Origin of the sequence: Streptomyces katrae (assembly GCF_002028425.1) — a bacterium.
GTDB classification, from domain to species: domain Bacteria; phylum Actinomycetota; class Actinomycetes; order Streptomycetales; family Streptomycetaceae; genus Streptomyces; species Streptomyces katrae_A.
In genome coordinates this window covers 1,683,749-1,709,162 of record NZ_CP020042.1, presented here as the reverse complement: position 1 = coordinate 1,709,162, position 25,414 = coordinate 1,683,749, and the positions used below count along the sequence as shown (strand labels likewise).

The following is a 25,414-nucleotide window of genomic DNA, read 5'->3' as shown; positions in this document are numbered from 1 at the left end:
AAAGGGACGGACCACCGGTGTCGACTCCGTTCTATGTGTCACCCCAGCAGGCCATGGCCGACCGGGCGGAATACGCCCGGAAGGGCATCGCCCGCGGCCGCAGCCTCGTCGTGCTGCAGTACGCCGACGGCATCGTCTTCGTCGGCGAGAACCCGTCCCGTGCGCTGCACAAGTTCAGCGAGATCTACGACCGGATCGGCTTCGCGGCCGCCGGCAAGTACAACGAGTACGAGAACCTGCGCATCGGCGGCGTCCGCTACGCCGATCTGCGCGGGTACACCTACGACCGTGACGACGTGACGGCGCGCGGTCTGGCGAACGTCTATGCGCAGACGCTGGGCACCATCTTCTCCTCGGCCGGCGAGAAGCCGTACGAGGTGGAGCTGGTGGTGGCGGAGGTCGGTGCGACGGCTGCCGGGGACCAGATCTACCGGCTGCCGCACGACGGGTCGATCGTGGACGAGCACGGCTCGGTCGCGGTCGGTGGGAACGCGGAGCAGATCAGCAGTTATCTGGACCAGCGGCATCAGGACGGGATGACCTTGTCCGAGGCGCTGAAGCTGGCGGTGCAGGCGCTGTCCAGCCAGGCGAACGGGGCGGACAAGGCCATTCCGGCGGAGCGGCTGGAGGTTGCGGTGCTGGACCGTACGCGGTCGCAGCAGCGCAAGTTCAAGCGGATCCGGGGCCGGCAGCTGGCGCGGTTGCTGGAGGCGGAGGTTCCGGCGGCGGCGCAGGTGGATGCCGTGTCGAACGACGAGGCGCCGGAGGATGAGGCCGAGTAGTTCCGGCAGGCCGTGGGAGGCCCCGGTCCGCCCCTTGTGGGGGTGGGCCGGGGCTTTCGTGTGTCAGGGGGTGGCCGGGGCGGGGCCGGTGGAGTCGCGGACGACGAGTTCGACGGGGATGTCGGGGGCGGTCCAGGGGCGGCCGTCGAGGACGGCGAGGAGGGCGTTCATGCCGTGTTCGCCGACCTGTTCGGCGGGGAGCCGGACGGTGGTGAGTTCGGGTTCGACGGCGGTGGCGAGGCCGAGGTCGTCGATGCCGGTGACGGAGAGGTCTTCGGGGACGCGCAGGCCGAGGCGGCGGGCGGCCTTGCAGGCGCCGGCGGCGAGGACGTCGTCGTCGCAGAGGATCGCGGTGGGCCGGTGTGCGGGGTCGGCGAGGGCGGTTTCCATGGCGGTGCGGGCGGCGTCGACGCTGAGGCCGGCGCGTACGGTGCGCAGTTCGGTGGTGGGGCCGAGGAGGGTGGCGAGGGCGCGGGCGCGGATGTGGAAGGTCCAGGTGTCGACGTCGGCGGCGAGGTGGAGGAAGCGGCGGTGGCCGTGGTGGAGGAGGTGTTGGGCGGCTTGGCGGACGCCGTCGGTCATGGCGAGGTTGACGTGGGCGGCGGCGCGGCCGGCGGTGGGGTCGCTGTCGAGCATGACGAGGGGGAGGTCGTCGCCGCCGATGGCGTCGAGGGCTGCGGCGGCCATGGAGGAGGCGATGACTCCGTCGATGGCGGCGCGGGCGGAGGCGAAGGGGTCGCGGGCGGGGCCGGTGCCGTCGGGGGAGGGGTAGAGGACGACGCCGAAGCCGTGGGTGGCGGCGACGCGGGCGGCGCCGGTGTAGACGCGGGCGAAGAATTCGTTGGTGAGGGCGGGGACGACGAGGAGGGCGGTGCGGGTGCTGCCGAGGCGGAGGTTGCGGGCGGCGAGGTTGGGGCGGTAGCCGAGGGTGGTGGCGGTTTCGCGGACGTGGGCGGCGGTGCGTTCGGAGACGCGGCCGCGCCATTTGTCGCCGAGGACGAGGGAGACGGTGGCCTGGGAGACTCCGGCGGCGGTGGCGACGTCGCGGCTGGTGGGTCTCGTCACAGGGGCTCCTGAAGTGCCAGGTGGGGCGGGTGGGGCTGGTCCGCGGGGTGGACCCCGGGTCTGCGGCCATGGTACGTATGACGGGTCGAGTTATACGTATTACCCCGGGGGAAGAATCCCGGGCAGAAGGGGGCATCCATGGCCGCGGGTTACGCGGAGCTGCTCAGGACCCGGTACGCGGCGAGGCTCCTGGCGGGCACGCTGCTGGGCCGGCTGCCGAACGCCACCGCCGCCATCGCGATCGTCCTCTTCATCCGGTCCGAGGGCGGCAGCTACAGCCTGGCGGGTGCGCTGGCGGCGGCGTACGGGCTGGCGAACGCGGTGGGTCAGCCGCTGCTGGGCCGGGCGGTGGACGTGTACGGGCAGCCGCGGGTGCAGCTGCCGGCGGCGCTGGTGTCGGCGCTGGGCATGGTGTGGCTGGCCGGGGCGGGGACGGGTTCGATGGCGGCGGCCTATGCGGCGGTGCTGGTCTCGGGTCTGTTCACGCCGCCCCTGGAGGGCGGGCTGCGGGCCCTGTGGCCGTCGGTGCTGGGGGGTCGTGAGGAGCGGGTGCACGCCGCGTACGCGATGGACGCGGTGGCCCAGGAGATCATGTACACGATCGGCCCGCTGCTGGTGACGCTGTGCGTCGCGCTGTGGTCGCCGGCCGCCGCGCTGCTGGTGCTCAACGCCGTGGGGCTGGTGGGTGTGCTGATGGTGGTGCTCTCGGAGCCTTCCCGTACCTGGCGTTCGGCGCCGCGTGAGGCGCACTGGCTGGGTGCGCTGCGTTCGCACGGGCTGCTGGCGCTGCTGGGCGCGTTCTTCTTCGTGGGCATGGCGCTGGGTTCGATCGCGGTGGCGGCGGTGGCGTACTCCGACGGGCATGGTGGTCAGGCGGTGTACGGCTGGCTGATGGCGGCGCTCGGGCTGGGCGCGCTGGTGGGCGGTGTGTGTTATGGCGCCCGGCAGTGGGCGGGGGCTCCGGAGCGGCGGCTGCGGCTGCTGGTGGGCCTGCTGGCGGTGGGCTACCTGCCGCTGATGCTGAGTGTCGGGCCGGTGGCGATGACGGCGCTGGCCGCGCTCTCGGGTGTGTTCCTGGCGCCTTCTCTGGCCTGTGCGTTCATCGTGGTGGACCGGCATGCGCCGGCGGGCACGGTGACCGAGGCCTTCTCGTGGCTGGTGACCTTCTTCGGGGTGGGTGCGGCCATCGGTACGGCGGCGGCGGGTCCGGCGGTGGAACTGGGCGGGACGGCGGCCGGTTTCGCGGTGGCGGGTGGCGCGGGTGTGGCGGCGCTGCTGGTGCTGACGGCCACTCAGCGGATCCTCGCGTCGGGTGGCCGCAGCCGGGCCGTGGCGGGCTCTGCGGGGGCGGCTTCGGAGCAGTTGATCAGAAACTGATGGGAACGCCGCTCTCGAACCCGGTTTCAGAAGAGGGCAGAAGGCGTAATGTTCAGTCATGGACCGCCGCATTTTCGGGCTGGAGAACGAGTATGGCGTCACGTGCACGTTCAGGGGACAGCGCCGACTGTCTCCTGACGAAGTGGCGCGCTACCTCTTCCGCCGTGTCGTGTCATGGGGCCGCAGCAGCAATGTGTTCCTGCGGAACGGCGCCCGCCTGTACCTCGACGTGGGATCGCATCCGGAATATGCAACACCCGAATGCGACAGCCTGACCGAACTGGTCACCCACGACAAAGCGGGCGAGCGCATTCTCGAAGGTCTGCTGGTCGACGCCGAACGCCGCCTGCACGAGGAGGGAATCGCGGGCGACGTCTACCTGTTCAAGAACAACACCGACTCGGCGGGCAATTCGTACGGTTGCCACGAGAACTACCTCGTGGCCCGGCACGGTGAATTCTCCCGTCTGGCGGACATCCTGATTCCCTTCCTCGTCACGCGCCAGCTGATCTGTGGTGCGGGCAAGGTGCTGCAGACCCCGCGGGGCGCGGTCTACTGCGTCAGCCAGCGGGCCGAGCACATCTGGGAGGGTGTCAGCTCCGCCACCACCCGTTCCCGGCCGATCATCAACACCCGTGACGAGCCGCACGCGGACGCTGAGCGCTACCGCCGCCTGCATGTGATCGTCGGGGACTCCAACATGTCCGAGACGACCATGCTGCTGAAGGTCGGCGCCACCGACCTGGTGCTGCGCATGATCGAGGCGGGCACGGTGATGCGGGACCTGACCCTGGAGAACCCGATCCGGGCGATCCGGGAGGTCAGCCACGACATCACGGGCCAGCGCAAGGTGCGCCTGGCCAGCGGCCGGGAGGCCTCCGCCCTGGAGATCCAGCGCGAGTACTACGACAAGGCCCTGGACTTCGCCGAGCGGCGGGGGATCCGTACCGGGGTCGTGGAGCGGGTGCTGGAGCTGTGGGGCCGCACGCTGGACGCGATCGAGGCCGAGGACCTGGACCGGATCGGCCGGGAGATCGACTGGGTCATGAAGTACCAGCTGATCGAGCGCTACCGGGCCAAGCACAACATGACCATGTCCAATCCGCGGGTGGCCCAGATAGACCTCGCGTACCACGACATCCACCGCCGGCGGGGGCTGTACTACCTGCTGGAGCGCAAGGGGCAGGCCGAGCGGGTCTGCAACGACCTGAAGATCTTCGAGGGCAAGTCGGTGCCCCCGCAGACCACCCGGGCGAGGCTGCGCGGGGACTTCATCCGCCGGGCCCAGGAGCAGCGGCGGGACTTCACCGTGGACTGGGTGCACCTCAAGCTCAATGACCAGGCGCAGCGCACGGTGCTGTGCAAGGACCCGTTCCGGTCGGTGGACGACCGGGTGGAGAAGCTGATCGCCGGGATGTGACCGGTGCGGCCGGGGGCCCCGTGCGCGTCTGCGTGCGGGGTCTTCGCATGCCAGAGCCTTGTGGCGCAGGGGCCAGCCCGTAGAGTGGGCCGCTACGACGGACCATTCCAGCGACCCTGAGGACCACTGTGCGACGCCGACTTGCTGCCGCGCTCATCGTGCCGGCTCTGATGCTCACCGCAGCCTGTGGAGGGGGCGACGACTCCAAGAAGAAGGATTCCTCTCCGTCGGCCGGCGCCTCCAAGCCCGCCGAGGTGCCCAAGCAGGTGGCCTCGGCGGACCCGATGCCGACGGTGGCCGGTGAGGTGGGGAAGAAGGCCGATATCACGGTCCCCAAGGGCGAGCCGAGCGGCAAGTTCGTGGTGAACGTCCTCAAGGAGGGCACCGGTGCGGAGGTCAAGAAGAACGACTTCGTGATCACCAAGTTCACCGGCAAGATCTGGAAGAGCGGCAAGGAGCTGCCGAGCTCCTACGACCAGGACGGCGAGCCGGTGGCGTTCCCGGCCGGTTCGGCGGACTTCCTCCCGGTCTTCAGCGAGTCCGTGCTCGGCAAGAAGGTCGGCAGCCGGCTCCTGGTGGTGGCCCCGCCGGCCGCGGCCTTCGGTGACCAGGGTCAGCCGAAGCTGGGTGTGGGGGCGAAGGACAACCTGGTCTTCGTGATCGACGTGGACCAGGTCGTGCCGAAGAAGGCCGAGGGTACCCAGGCGCCGATCCCGTCGGACCTGCCGCAGGTCAAGGCCGACGAGGAGAAGGAAGCGACGATCACGATCCCGAAGAACGACCCGCCGAAGGAGCTGGTCGACAAGGTCCTGATCGAGGGCAAGGGCCCGGAGGTCAAGTCCGGTCAGACCGTCTTCATGCAGTACAGCGGTGCGGCGTGGGCCCCGAACCAGGGCAAGGACGCGGCGAAGCTGTTCGACAACTCCTGGAAGACCGGGCAGCCGTTCTCGACGAAGATCGGCCAGGGCAAGGTCATCGAGGGCTGGGACAAGGGCCTGGTGGGCAAGAAGGTCGGCAGCCGCGTGCTGCTGGTGATCCCGCCGGAGCAGGCGTACAAGGACCAGGCCCAGGGTGAGGACCTGCCGGCCAACTCCACGCTCGTCTTCGTCGTGGACATCGTCGGCGCAGTGTAAGACTGGTGGGGTTGCCCTTTTCCGCCCCCGCGGTCAGGGGCCCGCATCCGTACGCATGAGGAGTAGTTCCGTGAGCGACAAGCTCGAGAAGCCCGAGATCGACTTCCCGGATTTCCCGGTCCCGGCCGACCTGGTCATCGAGGACATCTGGGAGGGTGACGGAGCGGAGGCCAAGGCCGGTTCCGTGGTCTCGGTCCACTACGTGGGCGTGGCCTACTCCACCGGCGAGGAGTTCGACGCCTCCTGGAACCGCGGCTCCGCGCTGCAGTTCAAGCTCGGTGTCGGCCAGGTCATCGCCGGCTGGGACCAGGGCGTCCAGGGCATGAAGGTCGGCGGCCGCCGCAAGCTGGTCATCCCGGCCCACCTCGCCTACGGCGACCGCGGCGCCGGCGGTGCCATCAAGCCGGGCGAGACGCTGATCTTCGTCTGTGACCTGATGGCCGCCTGATCCACGGGCAGTCACCGCGCAGGGCCCCCGCCGTGAGGCGGGGGCCCTCGCTTTTGCCGGGGACCGCCTTGGCGGTACGGTCAACGGTCACGAGTGTGTCGAGGAAGTGGGGGAAGGGCGTCGATGGCGATTGCCAAGGCCGAGCGGCTGATGAACCTGGCGCTGTGTCTGCTGGGGACCCGACGTCCCCTCAGCAAGCGTGAGCTGCGCGGTTCGATCGAGGCCTACCTGGAGGCGGGCAACGACGACTCCTTCAACCGCATGTTCGAGCGGGACAAGGACGACCTGCGCGAACTCGGTCTGGTGATCGAGACGGTGGAGAACCTGGAGGGCGAGACGGGCTACCTGGCCCGCCGCGACAGCAACCGGCTGCCGCCCGTCTCCCTGGACGCCGAGGAGGCCGCGGCCCTGGGTCTGGCCGCCAAGGTCTGGCAGCAGGCCCGTCTGGCCGGTGCGGCCAGCGGCGCCCTGCAGAAGCTGCGGGCGGGCGGCATGCCGGAGGCCGGCGACCCGTACGAGGGGCAGCACAGCGCGATCGAGCCGCGCATCCCCGTCCACGAGGCGGCCTTCGAGCCGCTGATGCTGGCCTGCCGGGACCGCCGTCCGGTGGTCTTCGACTACCGCAAGTCCAACGCCGCCCGGCCCGAGCCGCGCCAGGTCGAGCCGTGGGCCCTGGAGTGCTGGCGCGGCCACTGGTACCTGGCCGGCTACGACCGCGACCGCGGAGCGGAGCGGGTGTTCCGGCTCTCCCGGATCACCGGCAAGGTCCGTTCCCGGGCCGGCAAGTACACCGCCGAGGTCCCCGACGTGGTGACCGTGCGGGAGACCGTGGCGGCCTGGGCCGGGGAGGGCGCCCAGCGGTCGGCGCTGATCCGGCTGCGCGCCGGGTCCGGCTACCCGCTGCGGGCCAAGGCCACCGAGGTCCGCGAGGGCACCGACGGCTGGGACGAGCTGGAGATCCCCTACGGGCACGGGCTGGACGCCTGGCTCGTGGAGTTCGGCCCCGATGTCGTGGTGGTGGAACCCGCGGACCTGCGGGCCGACGTGGTCGACCGGCTGCGCGCCGTCGCCCAGGGCTGACCAGGAACTTCACTAGCAACGCCCTGAGGGGGAGACGTAGCAGCATGGCCGCGAACGCCATCGACCAGACCCGCCGGATGCTGTCCCTGGTGACCTATCTGCGCGAGCGCCCCGGGGCGCACGTCGCGGACGTCGCCCGCGCCTTCGGGATCACCGAGGACGAGCTGATCTCGGACCTCGACGTACTGCCCATGTGCGGAACCAGCTTCCGCGGCGGGGACCTGCTCGACATCGACACCGACGGCGACCGCATCTGGTGGCACAACGCCGACGCCTCGGGGGAGTCCACCGCCGAGCCGCTGCGCCTGGCGGCCGACGAGGCCACCTCCCTGCTGGTCGCCGCCCGGGCGGTGGCGACCCTGCCGGGGCTGCGCGAGAGCGACCGGGACGCGCTGCTGCGGGCCACCGCCAAGCTGGAGGCGGCCGCCGGCGAGGCCGCCGGGGCCAGCTCCCGGCTGTCGGTGACCTTCGAGTCCGAGGGAGGGGTCTTCGCCGACGTCGACCGGGCCATCTCCGAGCGGCGCCGGCTGTGGCTGCGCTACTACTCGCCCGCCCGCGACGAGCTGACCGAGCGCACCGTCGACCCGATCCGGCTCTTCGCGGTGGGGCACACCTACCTGGAGGGCTGGTGCCACCTCTCGGAGGCCCGGCGCACCTTCCGCCTGGACCGGGTCGCCGAGATCCGCCTCCTCGACGAGCGCGCCGAGCCGCCGGCCATCGAGCCCCGGGACCTGTCCGAGGGCCTGGTCCAGCCGGCCGCCGAGGACCCGGAGGTGGTCGTCGAGGTCGGCCCCGGCGGCCGCTGGGTCGCCGAGTACTACCCGCACGACAGCGCCGACGAGCTGCCCGACGGGGGGCTGCGGATCGTGCTGCGCAGCCCCGACCCGGCCTCCCTGCGCCGGCTCGCGCTGCGCCTGGGCCGTGACGGGCGCATCGTCTCGCCGCCCGAGCTGGCACAGAGCGCCCGCAGGGCCGCCACAGAAGCACTCGCGGGGTACGGGGAACAGGTCTAGAGGGGGCGCGGACAGATGTCGCCGTCTTCCGGTGCGCAACCGGTCACCTTCAAGGCCGCCTGTCCCGAGTGCCGGGCGCGCCTCGAGCTCGCGGCGGACGCCCTGCGGCTGGCGATCGGCGGCAGCCGGCGGACCACGTTCTACTCCTTCACCTGCCCCGAGTGCTCCGCCCAGGTCCGCAAACCCGCCGGTGAGCGCATCGTGGAGCTGCTGACCGGCGGGGGAGTGAGCACCCTGCGCAGCCTGTGAGGGCGGGGCGCTAGGCTCGTCCCATGCTGTGGCCGATGCTTGCGATTGCCCTGGGCTTCCTCGGGGTCGCCGTCCTGTCCGTGCTGGCCGTCCGGGTCTTCCTGGAGGTGCGGCGGCTGTCGGTACAGGTGGCCTCGGCCAGCCGCCGGATCACGGAGGCCTCCGGGGACCTGGAGCGGGCCGCGGCCGACCTGGCCGGAGCGGCCCGCCGCGAGGGCGCGGTGCGGCTGTAGGGGTGTGGCGCTCGGTGCGTCCGCGTTATGGAAACCGCGCGGCCGGACCCGTACCGTCTAAGCCGCAGGGCACCGCGGACACCCCTGGGGATTGCCGGGCGTTAACCCCAGGGGGTTACGATCCATGTCAGAGAGGTGCCGGACGTCTGTCCGGTATCGCGAGGCCACCACAAACCAGCCGTTTCGGTGAGTAAGGAAGACACACATGATCGGCAATCTGAAGCCCCTCGAGATCCTTCTGATCATCGCTGTGATCGTGCTGCTGTTCGGCGCCAAGAAGCTCCCCGAGATGGCCCGCTCGCTCGGCAAGTCGGCCCGGATCCTCAAGAGCGAGGCCAAGGCCATGAAGAAGGACGGCGAGGTGGACGACGCCCCCGCCGCCGCCCCGGCCGCCGACGCCCAGCAGCCCGTCGCCCCGCGGACCATCCAGGCCGCCCCCGGTGACGTCACCAGCTCCCGTCCGGTCGGCGAGCCGGGCCGCACCGCCCAGGGCTGACACCCGGGGGGTCCTCCCCCAGCACGCCGGTCATTTGCAACGAGACAAGGGACGTGGGTTGCTCAAGTCTGCCCGCAAGCAGGGGAAACGAGATCGGCTTCCGAAGGACGCCGAAGGGCGGATGCCGCTCGTCGAGCACCTGCGTGAGCTGAGAAACCGCCTGCTGAAGTCGGTCCTGGCGATCGCCGTGGTCACGGTCGTCTGCGCCTACTTCTTCCGGCCGATCATCGACTTCCTGCTGGAGCCGATGCTCTCCTCCGTCGGCTGTGTGGGCGGAGCCACCCACCAGCGCAACGGCGCCCCCTGCGCCGAGATGACGGCCAACGGTCTGACCGGCCCGTTCTCCATCGCGCTGAAGGTCGGCCTCTCGGCGGGCATGGTGCTGTCCGCGCCGGTGTGGCTGTACCAGCTGTGGGCGTTCGCCGCCCCCGGCCTGCACAAGAACGAGAAGCGGTACACGCTGAGCTTCGTGGCCGTCGGCGCCCCGCTGTTCCTGGCCGGTGCGGTCCTGGCGTACAAGATCCTCCCGCAGACCGCGGAGATCCTGCTCGGCTTCACCCCCGACCACGTCAAGAACCTGCTCCCGGTCGACGACTACCTCGACCTGGTGACGCGCATGGTCGTGGTCTTCGGTCTCGCCTTCGAGCTGCCGCTGATCCTGGTGCTTCTGAACTTCACCGGGATCCTCAGCGCCAAGCGGCTGGGCAGCTGGTGGCGGGGCATGGTCCTCGGCATCACGATCTTCGCGGCCTTCGCCACGCCCACCGGCGACCCGGTCACCATGCTGACCCTGGCCTCCCCGATCGTGGCCCTGTACTTCCTCGCCCTCGGGATCTGCCTCCTCAACGACCGCCGCCGCCGGCGTGCCGACCCGGATGCCGGCCTCGACGACGACGAGGCCTCCGAGCTGGACCTGACCCCCTCGTCCATCGGCGGGGCGGACGCGGCCCCGGCCCCCTCCGTGCTGCCCGAGCAGGCCGACGGCGGACGCCGCCAGATCAACGGTTACGACGACGCCACCTGAGATTCGGGTTCCCCCCGGCTCCCCCCCGGCTGCCGCCGGGAGGGGCCGGGGGCCCTCGGTCCGATCACATAAATGATCGAGACTGTTGTCAGAGGCGGCGGGTAGGCTCGACAGCAAGATGACCGAAGAACTCTCACCCGCCGAGCGGTACGCCGCTGCCCGGATCCGCGCCGCCGAAGAGGCCTCCGCCCTGGCCCCCTTCCGCGAGATGTACGAATTCGACCTGGACCCGTACCAGGTCGAGGCCTGCAAGGCACTGGAGGCCGGCAAGGGCGTCCTCGTGGCCGCCCCGACGGGCTCGGGCAAGACCATCGTGGGCGAGTTCGCCGTGCACCTCGCCCTCCAGCAGGGCCGCAAGTGCTTCTACACGACGCCCATCAAGGCCCTGTCGAACCAGAAGTTCGCCGACCTCGTCAAGCGCTACGGCGCCGACAAGGTCGGCCTGCTGACCGGTGACAACAGTGTCAACGGCGACGCGCCCGTGGTCGTGATGACCACCGAGGTGCTCCGCAACATGCTGTACGCGGGCTCCCAGGCGCTCGGCGGCCTCGGCTACGTCGTGATGGACGAGGTGCACTACCTCTCCGACCGCTTCCGCGGCGCCGTCTGGGAAGAGGTGATCATCCACCTCCCCGAGTCGGTGACGCTGGTCTCGCTCTCCGCGACCGTCTCCAACGCCGAGGAGTTCGGCGACTGGCTCGACACCGTCCGCGGCGACACCGAGGTGATCGTCTCCGAGGAGCGGCCCGTACCGCTGTGGCAGCACGTCATGGCCGGCCGGCGGATCTACGACCTCTTCGAGGAGGAGTCCGACCACGGAGGCCGCGGCTCGGCCCGCCGCGAGGTCAACCCCGACCTGCTGCGCATGGCCCGCGAGGAGAACACCCGCAGCTACAGCCCCAAGGACCGGCGGCGCGGCAAGATGGTCCGCGAGGCCGACCGCGAGCGCGAACGCCGCTCCCGCAGCCGCATCTGGACCCCCGGCCGCCCCGAGGTCATCGCCCGCCTGGACAACGACGAGCTGCTCCCGGCCATCAACTTCATCTTCAGCCGGGCCGGCTGCGAGGCCGCCGTCCAGCAGTGCCTCTACGCGGGCCTGCGGCTCAACGACGACAGCGCGCGCCTGAAGGTCCGCGAGATCGTCGAGGAGCGCACCGCCTCCATCCCCGCCGAGGACCTTCACGTCCTCGGCTACTACGAGTGGCTCGAAGGCCTGGAGCGCGGCATCGCCGCCCACCATGCGGGCATGCTCCCCACCTTCAAGGAGGTCGTGGAGGAGCTGTTCGTCCGCGGTCTCGTCAAGGCCGTCTTCGCCACGGAGACCCTCGCCCTGGGCATCAACATGCCCGCGCGCACGGTCATCCTGGAGAAGCTCGTCAAGTGGAACGGCGAACAGCACGCCGACATCACCCCCGGCGAGTACACCCAGCTCACCGGCCGGGCCGGCCGCCGCGGCATCGACGTCGAGGGCCACGCCGTGGTGCTGTGGCAGCGCGGCATGGACCCGGTGCAGCTCGCAGGCCTCGCCGGCACCCGCACCTATCCGCTGCGTTCCAGCTTCAAGCCCTCGTACAACATGGCCGTCAACCTGGTCCAGCAGTTCGGGCGGCACCGCTCGCGCGAACTCCTGGAAACCTCCTTCGCGCAGTTCCAGGCCGACCGCTCGGTCGTCGGGATCTCCCGCCAGGTCCAGCGCAACGAGGAGGGGCTGGAGGGCTACCGCGAGGGCATGACCTGCCACCTCGGCGACTTCGAGGAGTACGCGCGGCTGCGCCGCGACCTCAAGGACCGCGAGACCGAACTGGCCAAGCAGGGGGCGGCCCAGCGCCGCGCCCAGGCGGCGAGTTCCCTGGAAAAGCTCAAGCCCGGCGACATCATCCACGTCCCCACGGGCAAGTTCGCCGGCCTCGCCCTGGTCCTCGACCCGGGCGTGCCCGCCGGGCGCAGCAACGGGCACCGCGGCTACGAGTACGCCGAGGGCCCGCGCCCGCTGGTGCTCACCGCCGAACGGCAGGTCAAGCGGCTCGCCGCGATCGACTTCCCGGTGCCGGTCGAGGCCATCGACCGGATGCGGATCCCGAAGACCTTCAACCCGCGCTCCCCGCAGTCCCGCCGGGACCTGGCGACCGCCCTGCGCAACAAGGCCGGGAACGTGCGGCCGGAGCGGCACCGGCCCGGCCGGGCCGCGGCGGCCGACGACCGCGAGATCGCCCGGCTGCGCGCCGAACTGCGGGCGCACCCCTGCCACGGCTGCGACGAGCGCGAGGACCACGCCCGCTGGGCGGAGCGCTACCACCGGCTCAAGCGGGACACGCAGCAGCTGGAGCGGCGCATCGAGGGCCGGACGAACACCATCGCCCGCACCTTCGACCGGATCCACGCGCTGCTCACCGAGCTGGACTACCTGCGCGAGGACGAGGTCACCGTGCACGGCAAGCGGCTGGCCCGCCTCTACGGGGAGCTGGACCTGCTGGCCTCGGAGTGCCTGCGCGAGGGCGTCTGGGAGGGGCTGAGCCCGGCAGAGCTGGCCGCCTGCGTCTCGGCGCTGGTCTTCGAGGCCCGCCAGTCCGACGACGCGGCCCCGCCGAAGGTGCCGAACGGCCCGGCGAAGGCGGCGCTCGGCGAGATGGTCCGCATCTGGGGCCGGCTCGACGCCCTGGAGGAGGAGCACCGCATCAACCAGGCGGAGGGTGTGGGCCAGCGCGAGCCGGACCTCGGTTTCGCGTGGGCGGCCTACCAGTGGGCCTCCGACAAGAGCCTGGACGAGGTCCTGCGCGAGGCGGAGATGCCGGCCGGCGACTTCGTGCGCTGGTGCAAGCAGGTCATCGACGTCCTCGGGCAGATCGCGGCGGCGGCACCGGCCTCCACCGCCCCGCCGTCCTCGGCCGGCGGGAGCACGGTGGCGAAGAACGCCCGCAAGGCCGTTGACGCCCTGCTGCGGGGTGTCGTGGCCTACAGCTCGGTGGGGTAGCCCCCTTTGGGGTTTCCTCCGAGCCCGTGGACGGCCGGATCTCATCTCTGGCCATGATCCCTTCGCCGTCTCCTGTGCGACGATCGGAGCATGAGCGGGGGAAGTGACGAAGGGCCGAGACGGGTCGGCCGGCCGCGTGCCGACCAGCTGAGACCGCCGAGCGGCCGGCCGCCGCGCGAGGAACTGCTGTGCGCGGCGGCCGAGCTGTTCACCGTACGGGGGTACGCGGCCACCACCACGCGGGCGGTGGCCGAGCGGGCCGGCATGCGCCAGGCCACGATGTACCACTACTTCGGCGGCAAGGAGGAACTGCTCGCCGAACTCCTGGAGTCCACGGTCGCCCCCTCGCTCGCGCTCTCCCGCCGCCTGCTGGCCGACACCGGCCGGCCGGCCGCGCGCCGGCTGTGGGAGCTGTGCCGCTCGGACGTCCTGCTGCTGTGCGGCGGGCCGTACAACCTGGGCGCCCTCTACCTGCTGCCCGAGCTGGACCGGCCGCGGCTGGGGCCGTTCCGCCGGATGCGCGAGGAACTGCGCGACAACTACCGGGCGTTGCTGGACGCCACTCCGCTGGGCGGCGAACTGGCCGCGGACAGGGCCGCACTGGCCCTGCGGGGCGACCTGGTCTTCGGCCTCGTCGAGGGGGTCATGCTGGTCCGCCGCCGCGACCCGGCCCGCCCGGTGGCGGCGTTCGCGGAGGCCGCCGCGGACGCGGCGCTGCGGATCGCGGGCGTGGCCCCGGCCTTCTAGGCAGTGTGGGGCGCTCCCGCTTCCCAGCCCTCGGGGTCGTCCCAGGCCTGGAGGGTCAGGCCCGTCTCCAGGTGGTGGGCGAGGCCCGTGACCGGGTCGGTGAAGGCCAGGGTCCGGGCCAGCAGCTGGAGCGGACGCCGGTAGTCCGCCGGGTCGGCGGGTTCGGCGACCACCGGGTAGACCGGGTCGCCCAGGATGGGCAGGCCGAGGCTGTTCATGTGCACCCGCAGCTGGTGGGTGCGCCCGGTGTGCGGGGTGAGGCGGTAGCGGCCCAGGGCGCCCCGGGTCCCGACGAGTTCGACCAGGCTCTCGGCGTTGGGTTCGGCGTCCGCGACCTCGACCGCCGCCATCTGCCCGCGGACCTTCTCGATGTGGCTGCGCACGGTCCGGGGCAGGGTGACGTCCGGGTCGTGGGGGGCGATGGCCTCGTACTCCTTGCGGACCCGCCGCTGCTGGAACAGGAGCTGGTAGGCGCCCCGGTCCTCGGGGCGGATGCTGAACATCACCAGTCCGGCCGTCATCCGGTCCAGGCGGTGCGCCGGGCTGAGCGCGGGCAGGCCGAGCTCCCGGCGCAGCCGGGCCAGCGCGGTCTGGGTGACGTGGCTGCCGCGCGGGGTGGTCGCCAGGAAGTGCGGCTTGTCCACCACCAGGAGGTGCTGGTCGCGGTGGACGACGCGGATCGGGAAGGGGACGGGCGGCTCGGCCGGCATGTCGCGGTGGAACCAGAGCCAGCCGCCGGGCTCGTACGGGTCCTGCGGCCGCAGCACCCGCCCGCCCTCGCCGAGGACCCGGCCCTGGGCGAGCAGCCGCGCCATGGACTCGGCGCCGCGCGTGCCGGCGTAGCGCTCGGTCAGGTAGTCGCCCAGGCGGGGCCAGCGGCCCCCGGGGTCGGGGGGAAGGCGCATGCGGACCGGGTCGATGCCGTCCTGCTGGGGGAGGGGCGCGGGAGGGATGTGGGATCTGCGGCTCACCGGGACCAGGGTAGGCGGCTACTTCCGGGTGAAGGTGCCCAGGTGCTCGGCGTCCAGGTACTCGATGCGGACCTTGCCGTCGGAGAAGGTCACCCCGGTGCGGCCGATGGCGTTCTCGCCGGTGGTCACGAAGCTGAACGTGTCGCCGTCGTAGTGGGTGAGGGGGAAGCGCTGGGGCTTGGGGCCGAGGGAGAGGGTGAGTGCGCCCTTGGCGTCGGCGGTGACGGTGAGCGGGCCGTAGAAGGGGTTGTCGTAGGTGCCGGTGTAGGCGCCGGCCTCGCGGGCGGGCCGGGCGCCGGCGGGCGGGTGCGCGTAGTCGGTGGTGGAGCGGTGGCCCTCGTTGAGTTCCTGTGCGTACAGCGCGCCGGTGAGGGCCAGCCAGTCGGCGGTGGGCTTGCCGTGCTCGGCGGTGTCGAAGAAGTCCAGGGCGATCGCGTCGGCCTGGCCGACGGGGGCGGCGTTGGTGAGGACGACGATGCCGAGCTGTTCGAGCGGGAGCAGGGTGACGTTGGTGTTGGCGCCGAGCTCGAAGCCCCCCGAGTGGCCCAGGCGCAGCCGGCCGGCGTCGTCGTAGCTGACGTTCCAGCCGAGTCCGTAGAACTGCGGGACCCCGCGGAAGGTCTGGGCCTGCGAGACGATTTCGGGCAGGCGGGTGCGGCCCAGGCTGTCGGCGGGGATGATCCGCTTGCCGTCGAGGACGCCGTCGCCGAGCTGGAGCCGCAGCCAGCGGGCCATGTCCCGGGCGGTGGAACTGGCCCCGCCGGCCGGGGCCTGGGCGTCGGCGTCGCGGACGAAGCGCGGGCTCCAGGTGCCGTCGGGGTTCTTCACGTGGCCGTAGGCGCGGTCGGCGGCGTTCGCGAAGGCGGAGAACTCGGTGCTGGTGTGCGTCATCCCGGCGGGCTTGAACAGGGTGTCCGCGCTGAGCTTCTGCCAGGTGGTGCCGTGGTCGCGGGCGACGGCCTCGGCGGCGGCGGTGAGGCCGAAGTTGGTGTAGGCGTAGCTCGACCGGAAGGGGGTGAGGGGTTCCTCGCGGAGGTGGCCGAGGATGTACGACTGGTCGTAGCCGAGGTCCTCCAGGAGGTCGCCGGCGTGGTCGGGCAGGCCGGTGCGGTGGGAGAACAGGTCGGCGGGGGTGACGTGGGAGGTCACCCAGGGGTCCGCCAGCGCGAAGCCGGGCAGGGAGGAGCCGAGGGGCTTGTCCCAGGCGGCGGGGTCGCGGAGGGCGCCGGCGACGACGGTGGAGGAGACCGGCTTCGAGACGGAGGCCAGCTGGAAGACGGTGTCCGGGTCCACCTTCGCGCTCTCGCCGGTGCGGCGGAGGCCGAAGCCCTTGAGGTAGAGCACCTTGTCGCGGTGGACCACGGCCACTGCCACGCCGGGGATTTTGGTGCGGCGCATCACGTCCTCGACGGTGGCGTCGAGACGGCTCACCGCCGTGGCGACGGCGGCGTCGCTGATGCGGGGCTTGGGGGGCGGGGGCGGGGTCGGCTCCGCCGCGGCCGTCCCGGCCGTGCCGGAGGCCAGCAGGATCGCCGTCCCGGCCACTGCGGCGGCGCGGTGCGTACGCATGTCGCCATTGTGTCGTTCGGGTGGGTTCGGCGCGCGCTGTGGTGGCCGCTGCGCGGAGCCGTCTCCCCGCCCCGCCCTTTCGCCGTTTCCCGGGGCAAGCCCCGGACCCCGTTCCGGCCGCTCCGCGCCCGGTGCTCCATCGCCGCGCGGGCCATCCATAGCCCGCCGGCGGCGGGGAGGGGAATTGCGTAGCGGCGCGCGGCCAGGGGTCAGGCGGCGGCGCGGGCCGGGAGGTCCTGTTCGGCTTCCACCGTGGCGTTCCAGTCCCGCTTGATCGCCCGCCAGCCCTCGTCCGTCTCGCCGTGGCGCCAGTAGCCCGAGATGGACAGCCGCTCGCGCGCGATGCCCCGCTCCAGGCGGAGGTGGCGGCGGAGTTCCTTCACGAAGCCCGCCTCGCCGTGGACGAAGGCGTGGACGTCCGTCGAGGGGAAGTCCAGGCCGGTGACGGCCTCCAGCAGGGCCGCGCCCACCGGGCGGTCGCCGCGGTGGAGCCAGACCGGGGTGACGCCGTCCGGGGTGGCGATGTCCTGCTCGTCCTGGGGGCCCTCGATCTCCACGAAGGCGTGCACCCGCGCCCCCCGCGGCATCCGCTCCATCGAGGCGGCGATCGCCGGCAGTGCGCTCTCGTCACCCACGAGGAGGTGCCAGCCGGCGGCCGGGTCCGGGGCGTAGCAGCCGCCGGGGCCGAGGAAGTGGACGAGCTCGCCGGGCTGGACGCGGGCCGCCCACGGGCCGGCCAGGCCCTCGTCGCCGTGGACGACGAAGTCGAGGGTCAGCTCCAGCCGGGCCGGGTCCCAGGCGCGGACCGTGTACGCGCGCTGGCGGGGCCAGGCCTCGCGGTGGTGCGTGGCACGGATCTCGTCCAGGTCCCAGGGCTCGGCGTAGCGCACGCCCTCCGGCGCGAAGAGGAGCTTGACGTAGTGGTCGGTGTACGCGCCCGCGCCGAATCCGGCCAGTCCGTCGCCGCCCAGCACGAGGCGCACCATGTGCGGTGTCAGCCGTTCGGTGCGTACGACCACTGCGGTGCCGACGGTACGGGCGCGTCCTTCTGCCACGGTCTCTCCCCTGGTACTTACGAAGCTTAGGATTACCTAAGTTAGCACCTCATGGGCGCAGCGCGCTGCTCAGGCGTGACATTGCTCCTCCCAGACCCCACCGGTGGGCGAGTGCGTCGACCATCTCGGGTCGGGCGGGGGTCTGCGGGAGGGCCGGGTCGAAGGCGGGCAGCGGGACGTCCGCGGCCACCTTGACGACCTTGGGGGCCACCGCCAGATAGGGGCGGGATTCGTCCAGGCGCTTGCGCTGGGTGGGGGTCAGCTTCGACCGGGGGTCGTCGACGGCCGCGATGATCCCGGCCAGGGACCCGTACGCGTCCAGCAGCTTCGCGGCGGTCTTCTCGCCGATGCCGGGGACGCCGGGCAGGCCGTCGCTCGGGTCCCCGCGCAGCAGTGCCAGGTCCGCGTAGCCGGGGCCGTCCACCCCGTACTTCTCGCGCAGCCAGGCCTCGTCGGTGACCTGGAGGGTGCCCACGCCCTTGAGCGGGTACAGGACGCGGCGCTCCCGGGCGTCGTCGACCAGCTGGTAGAGGTCCCGGTCCCCGGTGACGATGTCCACCGGGCCGGTGGCGCGGGCCGTCAGGGTGCCGATCACGTCGTCCGCCTCGTACCCGGCGACCCCCACCCGGGCGATGCCGAAGGCGTCCAGCGCCGCCTCGATGATCGGGACCTGCGGGGCGAGGGTGTCCGGGGTCTCCTCCAGGTCGGGGCCCGACTCCGACAGCTGCGCGACCCGGTGCGCCTTGTACGAGGGGATCAGCTCCACCCGCCAGTGCGGCCGCCAGTCGGCGTCCATGCAGGCCACCAGGTCGTCGGGGCGGTGGTCCTGCACCAGCCGGCCGATGAAGTCGAGCAGCCCGCGCACCGCGTTCACCGGGGTGCCGTCCGGGGCCTTCACGGAGTCCGGGACGCCGAAGTAGGCGCGGAAGTAGAGGGACGCGGTGTCCAGGAGCATCAGCCGTCGTGTGGTCGTCGTCATGCAGGCGATGATGCCGTAACGCCGCCTGGCCGCAGCCCGTCACCCCTGGTGGGTGAATGATCACTCAAACAGTTCCTCCGGCGCGCGCGCCCGCGCTTCCTCCCCGAGGGTGTTGATCAACGGCGGGCCGCTCGGCCGCGCCCGGTCCCCGCGCGAGGAGTTCCGTGCGCCCTGCCCGCACGCGCCACCGGTACGGCGCGGGCGGGGGCGGCGCGGCCCCGCCCCACCCCCACCCAGGAGCCCCGATGGATGCCGCCGAGTCCACCGCACCCGCCCGCAGGACCGTCATCAGGGCCGGGGCGGTGGCCGCCGCCGCGCTGGCCGTGTGCCCCCGCACCGCGGCCGCGGCGACGACGGCCCCGCCGCCGGCCCCCGCACCTGCGGCGGCGGCACCCGCGCAGGCCGCTCCCGCCCCGGCCGAGGGCGCCGCGGACCTGCCCCTGCGCTCCGACCGCAGCACCCAGGGCGACATCCTGGCCGGCTCCCGCAAGGACCAGGCCTGCCTCCTGCTGCTGCGCTTCCGCGACCCGGTCCTGGCCCGCCGCTGGCTGCGCCGGCTGCTGCCGGAGATCTCCACCACCGAGGAGATGGCGAGGTTCAACGCCGCCTTCAGCGCCGCCCGGGTCAAGGCGGGCGGCACCGACCCCGCCTCCCTCTCCGCCCAGTGGACCGGCCTGTCCCTCACCCACGCCGGGCTGCGCTTCCTCGCCGGACGGGACCCCTTCCCGGCGCTGCCGCCCGGCAGCACCGCCGAGGCCTTCGCCCAGGGCCCCGCCCAGCGCGCCGAGGCGCTCGGGGACACCGGCGACAGCTCCCCCGACTCCTGGGTGTTCGGCGGCGAGGGACCGCACCGCGCCGTGCACGCGATCCTCAACCTCGCGGCGGACGACCCCCGCAAGCTCGCCGAAGCCGTGGACCGCCACCAGCAGGCCCTCGGGGCCGCCCAGGGGGTCCTCGTCTTCCGGCAGGACGCCGGGACCCTGCCCGGCGCGCTGCGCGGTCACGAGCACTTCGGGTTCACCGACGGCATCAGCCAGCCCGGGGTGCGCGGCTTCCACGCCCCCGACCCGGCGACCGGAACCACCGTCCTGGGCAAGCCGGGCGCCCGGCTGGTCCCCGCCGGGGAATTCATCGTGGGCCAGGAGAAGGCCGGCAAGCGGCCCGCCGGGCTGCCCGCCTGGGCCACCGGAGGCTCCTTCCAGGTGGTGCGCCGCCTCGCCCAGGACGTCCCCGGCTGGTGGGCCCAGGTCCGCGAGCGGCTCGCCGACCTCAAGCGGGCCGGGGCCGCCCCCGCCGACGCGACCGACACCTGGCTCGCCGCCCGGCTGGTGGGCCGCTGGCCCGGCGGCACCCCCGTCGCGCGCTGCCCGCTCGCCGAACAGCCCTGCCCCGCCGGCACCGGCCCGACCGCCGTCTCCTACCGCGACGACCCGCAGGGCTGGCACACCCCGCTGTTCGCGCACATCCGCAAGGGCAACCCGCGCGACGGCATCGTCCCCCTTCCCGGCCGTCCCCCGCTGGACCCCGCCGTCACCGACACCCACCGCATCATCCGGCGCGGCATCCCCTACGGCCCCGCGTACGACCCGCAGCAGGAGCCCGGCCGGGGCACGAACGGGGCCTCCCGCGGGCTGGTGTTCATCGGCTACCAGGCCGACCTGGTCCAGCAGTTCGAGTTCGTGGCCAGACAGTGGGTCAACGCCACGGACTTCCCGGCCGGCCGCAACCCGCGCACCGGCGCCGACCCCGTCCTCGGCCCCGGCTCCCCGGTCGCCTTCGAAAGCGAGTCGGGGACCGGCAGCCGCGCCACCACCCTGAGCTTCGGCCGCTTCGTCCACACCGAGGGCGCCCTCTACGCCTTCACCCCCTCGATCCCCACCCTGCGGGCCCTGGCCGACGGCAGGCTCGACGTCTCCGTGGAGGTCCACCGCGGCACCGTCCTGCGCGTGGGTGACGTCCTCGACGCCGGCGAGGCCCGGCTGACCCTCGCCGCCGACGGGGACCTCGTCCTGCTCGACCCCTCCGGCGCGCACCTGTGGAGCGCCGGCACCGCGGGCGAGGGCAGCGAGGCCGTCTTCTCGGGCGACGGCGAGCTCACCGTGCGCACCGCCGACGGCACGGCCGCCTGGAGCAGCGGCACCGCCGGCCACCCCGGCGCCCGGCTCCTGGTCCGCCCGGCCGGCGACGCGGTGATCCTCGACGGCGACCGTGTGCTGTGGCAGGCGGGAGGCGGCCACGCAGGGTGACCGCCCGGGTACGGGAATCGGCCGGGGAACGGCCCGGAGGTCCCTTGCGCGCGATTCCGGGGGCGGTTGCTGCGTAAGGTGCTTACAGCACACCGATGTGCGACGACGGGTAGGGGAGGGCAGCCCCGACATGAACGGCAAGGAAGACGGGAACATCGCGGAAGCCTCGGACGGCACGGAGTACGGCTTCGCCCGGGCGGGCGGCCCCGACGTGAACGACAAGGAGAAGGACGCCAAGGAGCAGCCGCTGCGGGTGGGCGTCGCGGTGCGCAAACGGCGCCGGGCGCTCCACCTCACGCTGGCCGCGGTGTCGGCGCGCAGCGGGCTGTCCGTGCCCTTCCTCAGCCAGATAGAGAACGAGCGCGCCCGCCCCAGCATGCGCTCGCTGGAGCGGGTCGCGGACGCCCTGGAGACCACGGCGGTCGACCTGCTCGCCGCCTCCGACACGGCCCGCACGGTGGACCTGGTGCGGGCCGGCGACGACTCCGGGCTCGGGCCGGTGGGCGGAGTGCGCCCCCTCGTACGGGGCCACCACCAGCTGCACGCGCTGGAGTTCAGCGGCGACCAGGACGCCGGCCGCGAGTACCAGCACCGCAACGACGAGCTGATGTACGTGGTCGCGGGGGCCTGCCAGGTGGAGGCCGAGGGGCGGGCGTACCGGCTGGAGGAGGGGGACGCGCTGTTCCTGTCCGGCGGGGTGCGCCACCGCTGGCGGGCCACGAGCGAGGACACCCGGCTCCTCGTCGTGGCCGTCGGAGAGCACATCCACGCCACCTCCGAGCCGCCGTCCCCGGAGCACTGAGCCGGTGCGCGTCGTCTCGCTCGTGCCCTCCCTCACGGAGGCGGTCGCCGTGTCGGCGCCGGGGCGGCTCGTCGGGGTCACGGACTGGTGCACGCACCCGGCGGACCTGGGGGAGGCGGTACGGATCGGGGGGACGAAGAACCCCGACGTGGGGGCGATCGTACGGCTGCGCCCGGACCTGGTGATCGCCAACGAGGAGGAGAACCGGGCCCCCGACCTGGCGGCGCTGCGCGCGGCCGGTCTGGAGGTGCTGGTCACCGAGGTCCGCGACCTGCCGCAGGCCTTCTCCGAGCTGGACCGGCTGCTGGTGGGGGCGCTGGGGCTGGAGCGGCCCGAGTGGCTGGACCGTGCCGAAGAGGTCTGGTCCGGGGTGGAGCCCGCGGGCTCCTTCACGGCCTTCGTGCCGGTGTGGCGCCGACCGTGGATGGTGCTGGGCCGGGACACCTTCGCGGGCGACCTGCTCGCCCGGCTGGGGGTCCGCAACGTGTACGCCGGGCACCCGGAGCGGTATCCGAAGGTGCCGCTCGCCGAGCTGACGGCGAGCGGCTGCGATCTGGTGGTGCTCCCCGACGAGCCCTACGCCTTCACCGCGCAGGACGGCCCGGAGGCCTTTCCGGGCCTCCGGGCCGCGCTGGTCAGCGGCCGTCACCTCACCTGGTACGGGCCTTCGCTGGCGCAGGCGCCGGCCGTCCTGGGGGCGGCGCTCAGGCGGTCTTCGGCAGCAGCCGGCCGCTGAAGAGGCCGCGCAGGGTGTGGACGGCGGCCGGCAGCCAGGCGGTGACCAGGCCCAGGAACAGGGCGGCGGCCAGCCAGGCGAAGGCGTCCAGCCCGGTGTGCCGGGCCAGCCCGGCGGCGCCGGTCACGCAGGTGCCGACGGGGAAGGTCAGTGCCCACCAGGTCATCGCGAAGCCCATGCCGCCGCGGGCGGCGCGGACCAGCATCGAGGCGGCCAGGGCCAGCCACAGCAGGGCGAAGCCCATCACGGGCACTCCGTAGACGACGGCGAAGGCGCCGAGGGCCTGGGCGTAGGGGGCGCCGATGGCGCCGGGGGCCACGTCGGCGAGCTGGTTGACGGCGGTGGTCGACTGGCCGAGGGGGCCGAGGACCAGGAACAGGGCCGGGGTCAGCGCCAGGGGCAGGGGTCCGCTCACGATCAGCCGGCCGAAGACCAGGGGGAGCAGCAGCAGGGTGGCCATGAGGCTCACGCCGAACATGGCGTAGCAGGCCAGCAGCAGGGCCTCGCGGGGCTGGCCGGCGGGCAGGTGGGGGACCAGCAGGGGACCGACGGCGGCGGAGACCATGGGGGAGACCACGGGCAGCAGCCACACGGGGGTGGCCTGCGAGGCCTCGACCTTGTGCCGGACCACCATCAGGTAGGGCACCACCACGGCCATCACCAGGCCGGTCAGGGTGCCGGCGGTGAACAGGACGGTGTCCACGGCGACGGCGGCGCCGGTCCCGATCAGGTCCTTGCCGACGATGAGCGTGCCGCCGCCGACCGCCAGCAGGGCCATCGCCAGACATCCGTAGAAGGGGGCGACGGCCGGGTCGAGGAGGTGGGCGCGGGCCTGGTCGCGGTGGTGGAGCCAGTGCCCGGCGCGGGCGGCGAGCAGGACGGCGAGGGCCGCGGCGGACAGCGCCCAGACGAGCTGGCAGGCCACGCGCTGGCCCGGGAGCTGGTAGGGGAGGGTGGCCCCGGCGTTCGCGATGATCGCCGTACCCATGACGGAGGCGTACCAGTTGGGGCCGAGGTGGCGCAGCGCGGGGGCCTTGTGGGTCCGGGGTGCGCTGTTGATGACGGTGCGGGGTCGCACGGTGGTGGTGGCCATGGGTCCAGCGTCCCGTCCGCCGGGGCCGTCCGGCAGAGGCCGCGTGTCTATCAGGCCATAAACTGATGTTATGGGTAACGAGGAGATGGTTCCGCTCGCACACCGGGTGCCGGACCTGGGCGCACTGGAGCTGCTGCTCACGGTGGCGCGGGTCGGCAGCCTGAGCCGTGCGGCGCGCCGCCTGGGCATCACGCAGCCGGCGGCGAGCAGCCGGATCCGGGCGATGGAGACCCGGCTGGGGGTCGCCTTGGTGGACCGCTCCCCGCGCGGCTCGACGCTGACGGCGGAGGGCGCGCTGGTCACGGACTGGGCCCGGCGGGTGGTGGAGGCGGCCGAGGCCTTCGACGCGGGCGCGCAGGCGTTGCGCGGGCGGCGGGACTCGCGGCTGCGGGTGGCCGCCAGCATGACCATCGCCGAGTACCTGCTGCCGGGCTGGCTGATCGCCCTGCGCGGCGAGCGGCCCGACACGGCGGTGTCCCTGCACGCCGGGAACTCGGCGGACGTGGCCCAGCGGGTGCTGACCCACGAGGCCGACCTCGGCTTCGTGGAGGGGCTCAGCGTCCCCGACGGCCTGGACTCGGCGGTCATCGCCCAGGACCGCCTGGTGGTGGCGGTGGCACCGGGGCACCCCTGGGCGCGGCGCTCGAAGGGGGTGGCGGCGGGGGAACTGGCGTCGACGGCGCTGATCCTGCGGGAGCGCGGCTCGGGCACCCGGCAGGTCCTCGACGCCGCGCTGGCCCCCTCGGGCGGGGTGGCGGCCCCGCTGCTGGAGCTCGCCTCCACCACCGCCGTGAAGGCGGCCGCGCTGAGCGGTGCGGGGCCGTGCGTCCTGTCGGAGCTGGCGCTGGGCGACGAACTCGCGGCCCGCCGGCTGGTCGAGGTCCCGGTTCCGGGCGCCGCGCTCGCCCGGGCGCTGCGCGCCGTCTGGCCGTCGGGGGCCCGCCCGGCGGGCCCGGCGCGGGACCTCCTGTCACTGACCCGCCGCCGCCCGTAGGCCGCCCGGGCGACGATGCGACGGGGCGACGGGGCGGCCCCACGCCTCGCGGCGGAGGGCGGCCCGGGCCCGCCCGCCGGCCGCTCGACTCCGGCGCCGGCCGCACCGGCAGGCGGGCGGATGCGCGGGCCCCGGCGCGGGGAGGGGGCGCCGGGGCCCGCGGGGGTGGGGCGGGGTCAGGCCACCGGGACCGGCCGGCGGTCGGCGGCCGCCTCGACCAGGGAGGCCATCACCCGGGTGTCCTTGTCCCGCTCGGGGTGCCACTGCACGCCCACGACCCACTTCGACCGGTCGGGGTCCTCGATGGCCTCGACCGTGCCGTCCTGCGCGTACGCCGAGACGACCAGCCCCCGGCCGAGGCGGTCCACCGCCTGGTGGTGGTACGTCGGGACCTCCGCGACCTCCGGGACCAGCTCCGCGTACCGGGTGCCGGGCACCGGGGTGACGGGGTGCCAGGAGGTGACCCCGGGGGTGTCGACGTGGCCGTCGATGTGCTGGATCAGCGTGCCGCCCAGGGCCACGTTCAGCGCCTGCATGCCGCGGCAGATGCCCAGGAGCGGCACCCCGTCGGCCAGGGCGGCCCGGAGCAGGGCCAGTTCCCACTCGTCGCGGACCGTCGCGGGTGCGCCCGTACGGGGGTCGCGCTCGGCCCCGTACCGCAGGGGGTCCACGTCCGGGCCGCCGGAGACGACGAGCCCGTCGAGCCGTCCCAGCACCTCCGCCGCCCGCTCCGCGTCGTCGGGCGGCAGCAGGACGGCCGCGCCGCCCGCCGCCTGGACCAGTTCGTAGTAGCCGGACGGGACGAGGGACGTCGGAAGGTCCCACACCCCGTAGCGGGTGGACGCCTCCACGTAGGTCGTGATGCCGATGAGCGGCCTGGGCACGGTGTTACCTCCAGGGTGGTGCCGGAAGCGGAGCAGGGTGCGGGAGC

24 protein-coding genes are annotated in these 25,414 nt (G+C 73.2%); 17 read left to right on the top strand and 7 right to left on the bottom strand.

The window, feature by feature from the left end:
* Window positions 1-17: 17 nt before the first annotated feature.
* Window positions 18-782, top strand: a complete 765-nt coding sequence (gene prcA, locus B4U46_RS07810) for a proteasome subunit alpha (RefSeq protein WP_079425276.1) — start codon at window positions 18-20, stop codon at window positions 780-782.
* A gap of 63 nt (window positions 783-845) precedes the next feature.
* Here prcA and B4U46_RS07805 read toward each other — a convergent pair whose 3' ends face one another.
* The gene (locus tag B4U46_RS07805; RefSeq protein ID WP_079425274.1) at window positions 846-1,847 is read right to left on the bottom strand and encodes a LacI family DNA-binding transcriptional regulator; all 1,002 of its coding nucleotides are present in this window, start codon (window positions 1,845-1,847) and stop codon (window positions 846-848) included.
* Window positions 1,848-1,985: 138 nt separating this feature from the next.
* Here B4U46_RS07805 and B4U46_RS07800 point away from each other — a divergent pair, with 138 nt between their 5' ends.
* The 12 genes from B4U46_RS07800 to B4U46_RS07745 all read left to right on the top strand — a co-directional run bounded on the left by B4U46_RS07800 (window position 1,986) and on the right by B4U46_RS07745 (window position 14,038).
* Window positions 1,986-3,224, top strand: a complete 1,239-nt coding sequence (locus tag B4U46_RS07800) for an MFS transporter (protein WP_237292708.1) — start codon at window positions 1,986-1,988, stop codon at window positions 3,222-3,224.
* 58 nt (window positions 3,225-3,282) lie between these two features.
* The gene (gene pafA / locus B4U46_RS07795; protein WP_079425272.1) at window positions 3,283-4,644 is read left to right on the top strand and encodes a Pup--protein ligase; all 1,362 of its coding nucleotides are present in this window, start codon (window positions 3,283-3,285) and stop codon (window positions 4,642-4,644) included.
* A gap of 128 nt (window positions 4,645-4,772) precedes the next feature.
* Window positions 4,773-5,777 carry an FKBP-type peptidyl-prolyl cis-trans isomerase gene (locus B4U46_RS07790; protein WP_079425269.1) on the top strand — a complete coding sequence of 335 codons (1,005 nt, stop codon included), beginning with the start codon at window positions 4,773-4,775 and terminating at the stop codon, window positions 5,775-5,777.
* A 55-nt stretch (window positions 5,778-5,832) separates the two neighbouring features.
* Window positions 5,833-6,225, top strand: a complete 393-nt coding sequence (locus B4U46_RS07785; RefSeq protein ID WP_079425268.1) for an FKBP-type peptidyl-prolyl cis-trans isomerase — start codon at window positions 5,833-5,835, stop codon at window positions 6,223-6,225.
* 123 nt (window positions 6,226-6,348) lie between these two features.
* Entirely contained in the window at window positions 6,349-7,305 is a 957-nt protein-coding gene (locus B4U46_RS07780) for a helix-turn-helix transcriptional regulator (RefSeq protein ID WP_079425266.1), read from the top strand.
* Window positions 7,306-7,349: 44 nt separating this feature from the next.
* Window positions 7,350-8,318, top strand: a complete 969-nt coding sequence (locus B4U46_RS07775; RefSeq protein WP_079425263.1) for a helix-turn-helix transcriptional regulator — start codon at window positions 7,350-7,352, stop codon at window positions 8,316-8,318.
* Between the two features lie 15 nt (window positions 8,319-8,333).
* Window positions 8,334-8,567, top strand: a complete 234-nt coding sequence (locus B4U46_RS07770) for a hypothetical protein (protein ID WP_079425261.1) — start codon at window positions 8,334-8,336, stop codon at window positions 8,565-8,567.
* A 23-nt stretch (window positions 8,568-8,590) separates the two neighbouring features.
* A complete protein-coding gene (locus B4U46_RS07765; protein WP_079425258.1) occupies window positions 8,591-8,800 on the top strand; it encodes a hypothetical protein in 210 nt (69 codons plus the stop codon).
* Window positions 8,801-9,005: 205 nt separating this feature from the next.
* Complete coding sequence (gene tatA, locus B4U46_RS07760) at window positions 9,006-9,296, top strand: Sec-independent protein translocase subunit TatA (protein WP_079425256.1); 291 nt, start codon at window positions 9,006-9,008, stop codon at window positions 9,294-9,296.
* A 58-nt stretch (window positions 9,297-9,354) separates the two neighbouring features.
* Window positions 9,355-10,320, top strand: a complete 966-nt coding sequence (tatC, locus tag B4U46_RS07755; RefSeq protein WP_079425254.1) for a twin-arginine translocase subunit TatC — start codon at window positions 9,355-9,357, stop codon at window positions 10,318-10,320.
* A gap of 118 nt (window positions 10,321-10,438) precedes the next feature.
* Window positions 10,439-13,291: a DEAD/DEAH box helicase gene (locus B4U46_RS07750; RefSeq protein ID WP_079425252.1), complete on the top strand. Its 2,853-nt coding sequence runs from the start codon at window positions 10,439-10,441 to the stop codon at window positions 13,289-13,291.
* A gap of 90 nt (window positions 13,292-13,381) precedes the next feature.
* The gene (locus B4U46_RS07745; RefSeq protein ID WP_079425250.1) at window positions 13,382-14,038 is read left to right on the top strand and encodes a TetR/AcrR family transcriptional regulator; all 657 of its coding nucleotides are present in this window, start codon (window positions 13,382-13,384) and stop codon (window positions 14,036-14,038) included.
* On the opposite strand, the gene B4U46_RS07740 is transcribed toward B4U46_RS07745, so the two are convergent.
* From B4U46_RS07740 to B4U46_RS07725, 4 genes are all read right to left on the bottom strand, one after another.
* On the bottom strand, window positions 14,035-15,009 hold the full coding sequence (locus tag B4U46_RS07740; protein WP_079425248.1) for a pseudouridine synthase: 975 nt from the start codon (window positions 15,007-15,009) through the stop codon (window positions 14,035-14,037). The genes B4U46_RS07745 and B4U46_RS07740 overlap by 4 nt on opposite strands.
* A gap of 18 nt (window positions 15,010-15,027) precedes the next feature.
* A complete protein-coding gene (locus B4U46_RS07735) occupies window positions 15,028-16,578 on the bottom strand; it encodes a serine hydrolase (RefSeq protein WP_079425246.1) in 1,551 nt (516 codons plus the stop codon).
* Between the two features lie 209 nt (window positions 16,579-16,787).
* A complete protein-coding gene (locus B4U46_RS07730) occupies window positions 16,788-17,633 on the bottom strand; it encodes a siderophore-interacting protein (protein WP_079425244.1) in 846 nt (281 codons plus the stop codon).
* Window positions 17,634-17,682: 49 nt separating this feature from the next.
* On the bottom strand, window positions 17,683-18,588 hold the full coding sequence (locus B4U46_RS07725) for a 5'-3' exonuclease (protein WP_100865051.1): 906 nt from the start codon (window positions 18,586-18,588) through the stop codon (window positions 17,683-17,685).
* 269 nt (window positions 18,589-18,857) lie between these two features.
* On the opposite strand from B4U46_RS07725, the gene B4U46_RS07720 reads away from it, so the two are divergent.
* The 3 genes from B4U46_RS07720 (at window position 18,858) to B4U46_RS07710 (ending at window position 22,396) form a co-directional block, all read left to right on the top strand.
* The gene (locus B4U46_RS07720; protein ID WP_079425240.1) at window positions 18,858-20,858 is read left to right on the top strand and encodes a hypothetical protein; all 2,001 of its coding nucleotides are present in this window, start codon (window positions 18,858-18,860) and stop codon (window positions 20,856-20,858) included.
* Window positions 20,859-21,111: 253 nt separating this feature from the next.
* Entirely contained in the window at window positions 21,112-21,660 is a 549-nt protein-coding gene (locus B4U46_RS07715) for a helix-turn-helix domain-containing protein (RefSeq protein ID WP_237293290.1), read from the top strand.
* A 4-nt stretch (window positions 21,661-21,664) separates the two neighbouring features.
* A complete protein-coding gene (locus B4U46_RS07710; protein ID WP_079425238.1) occupies window positions 21,665-22,396 on the top strand; it encodes a helical backbone metal receptor in 732 nt (243 codons plus the stop codon).
* On the opposite strand, the gene B4U46_RS07705 is transcribed toward B4U46_RS07710, so the two are convergent.
* Window positions 22,365-23,489: a TDT family transporter gene (locus B4U46_RS07705; RefSeq protein WP_079425236.1), complete on the bottom strand. Its 1,125-nt coding sequence runs from the start codon at window positions 23,487-23,489 to the stop codon at window positions 22,365-22,367. The genes B4U46_RS07710 and B4U46_RS07705 overlap by 32 nt on opposite strands.
* Window positions 23,490-23,559: 70 nt before the next feature.
* Here B4U46_RS07705 and B4U46_RS07700 point away from each other — a divergent pair, with 70 nt between their 5' ends.
* Entirely contained in the window at window positions 23,560-24,483 is a 924-nt protein-coding gene (locus tag B4U46_RS07700) for a LysR family transcriptional regulator (RefSeq protein WP_079425234.1), read from the top strand.
* 176 nt (window positions 24,484-24,659) lie between these two features.
* Here B4U46_RS07700 and B4U46_RS07695 read toward each other — a convergent pair whose 3' ends face one another.
* Window positions 24,660-25,367 carry a gamma-glutamyl-gamma-aminobutyrate hydrolase family protein gene (locus tag B4U46_RS07695; RefSeq protein ID WP_079425232.1) on the bottom strand — a complete coding sequence of 236 codons (708 nt, stop codon included), beginning with the start codon at window positions 25,365-25,367 and terminating at the stop codon, window positions 24,660-24,662.
* Between the last annotated feature and the right edge of the window lie 47 nt (window positions 25,368-25,414).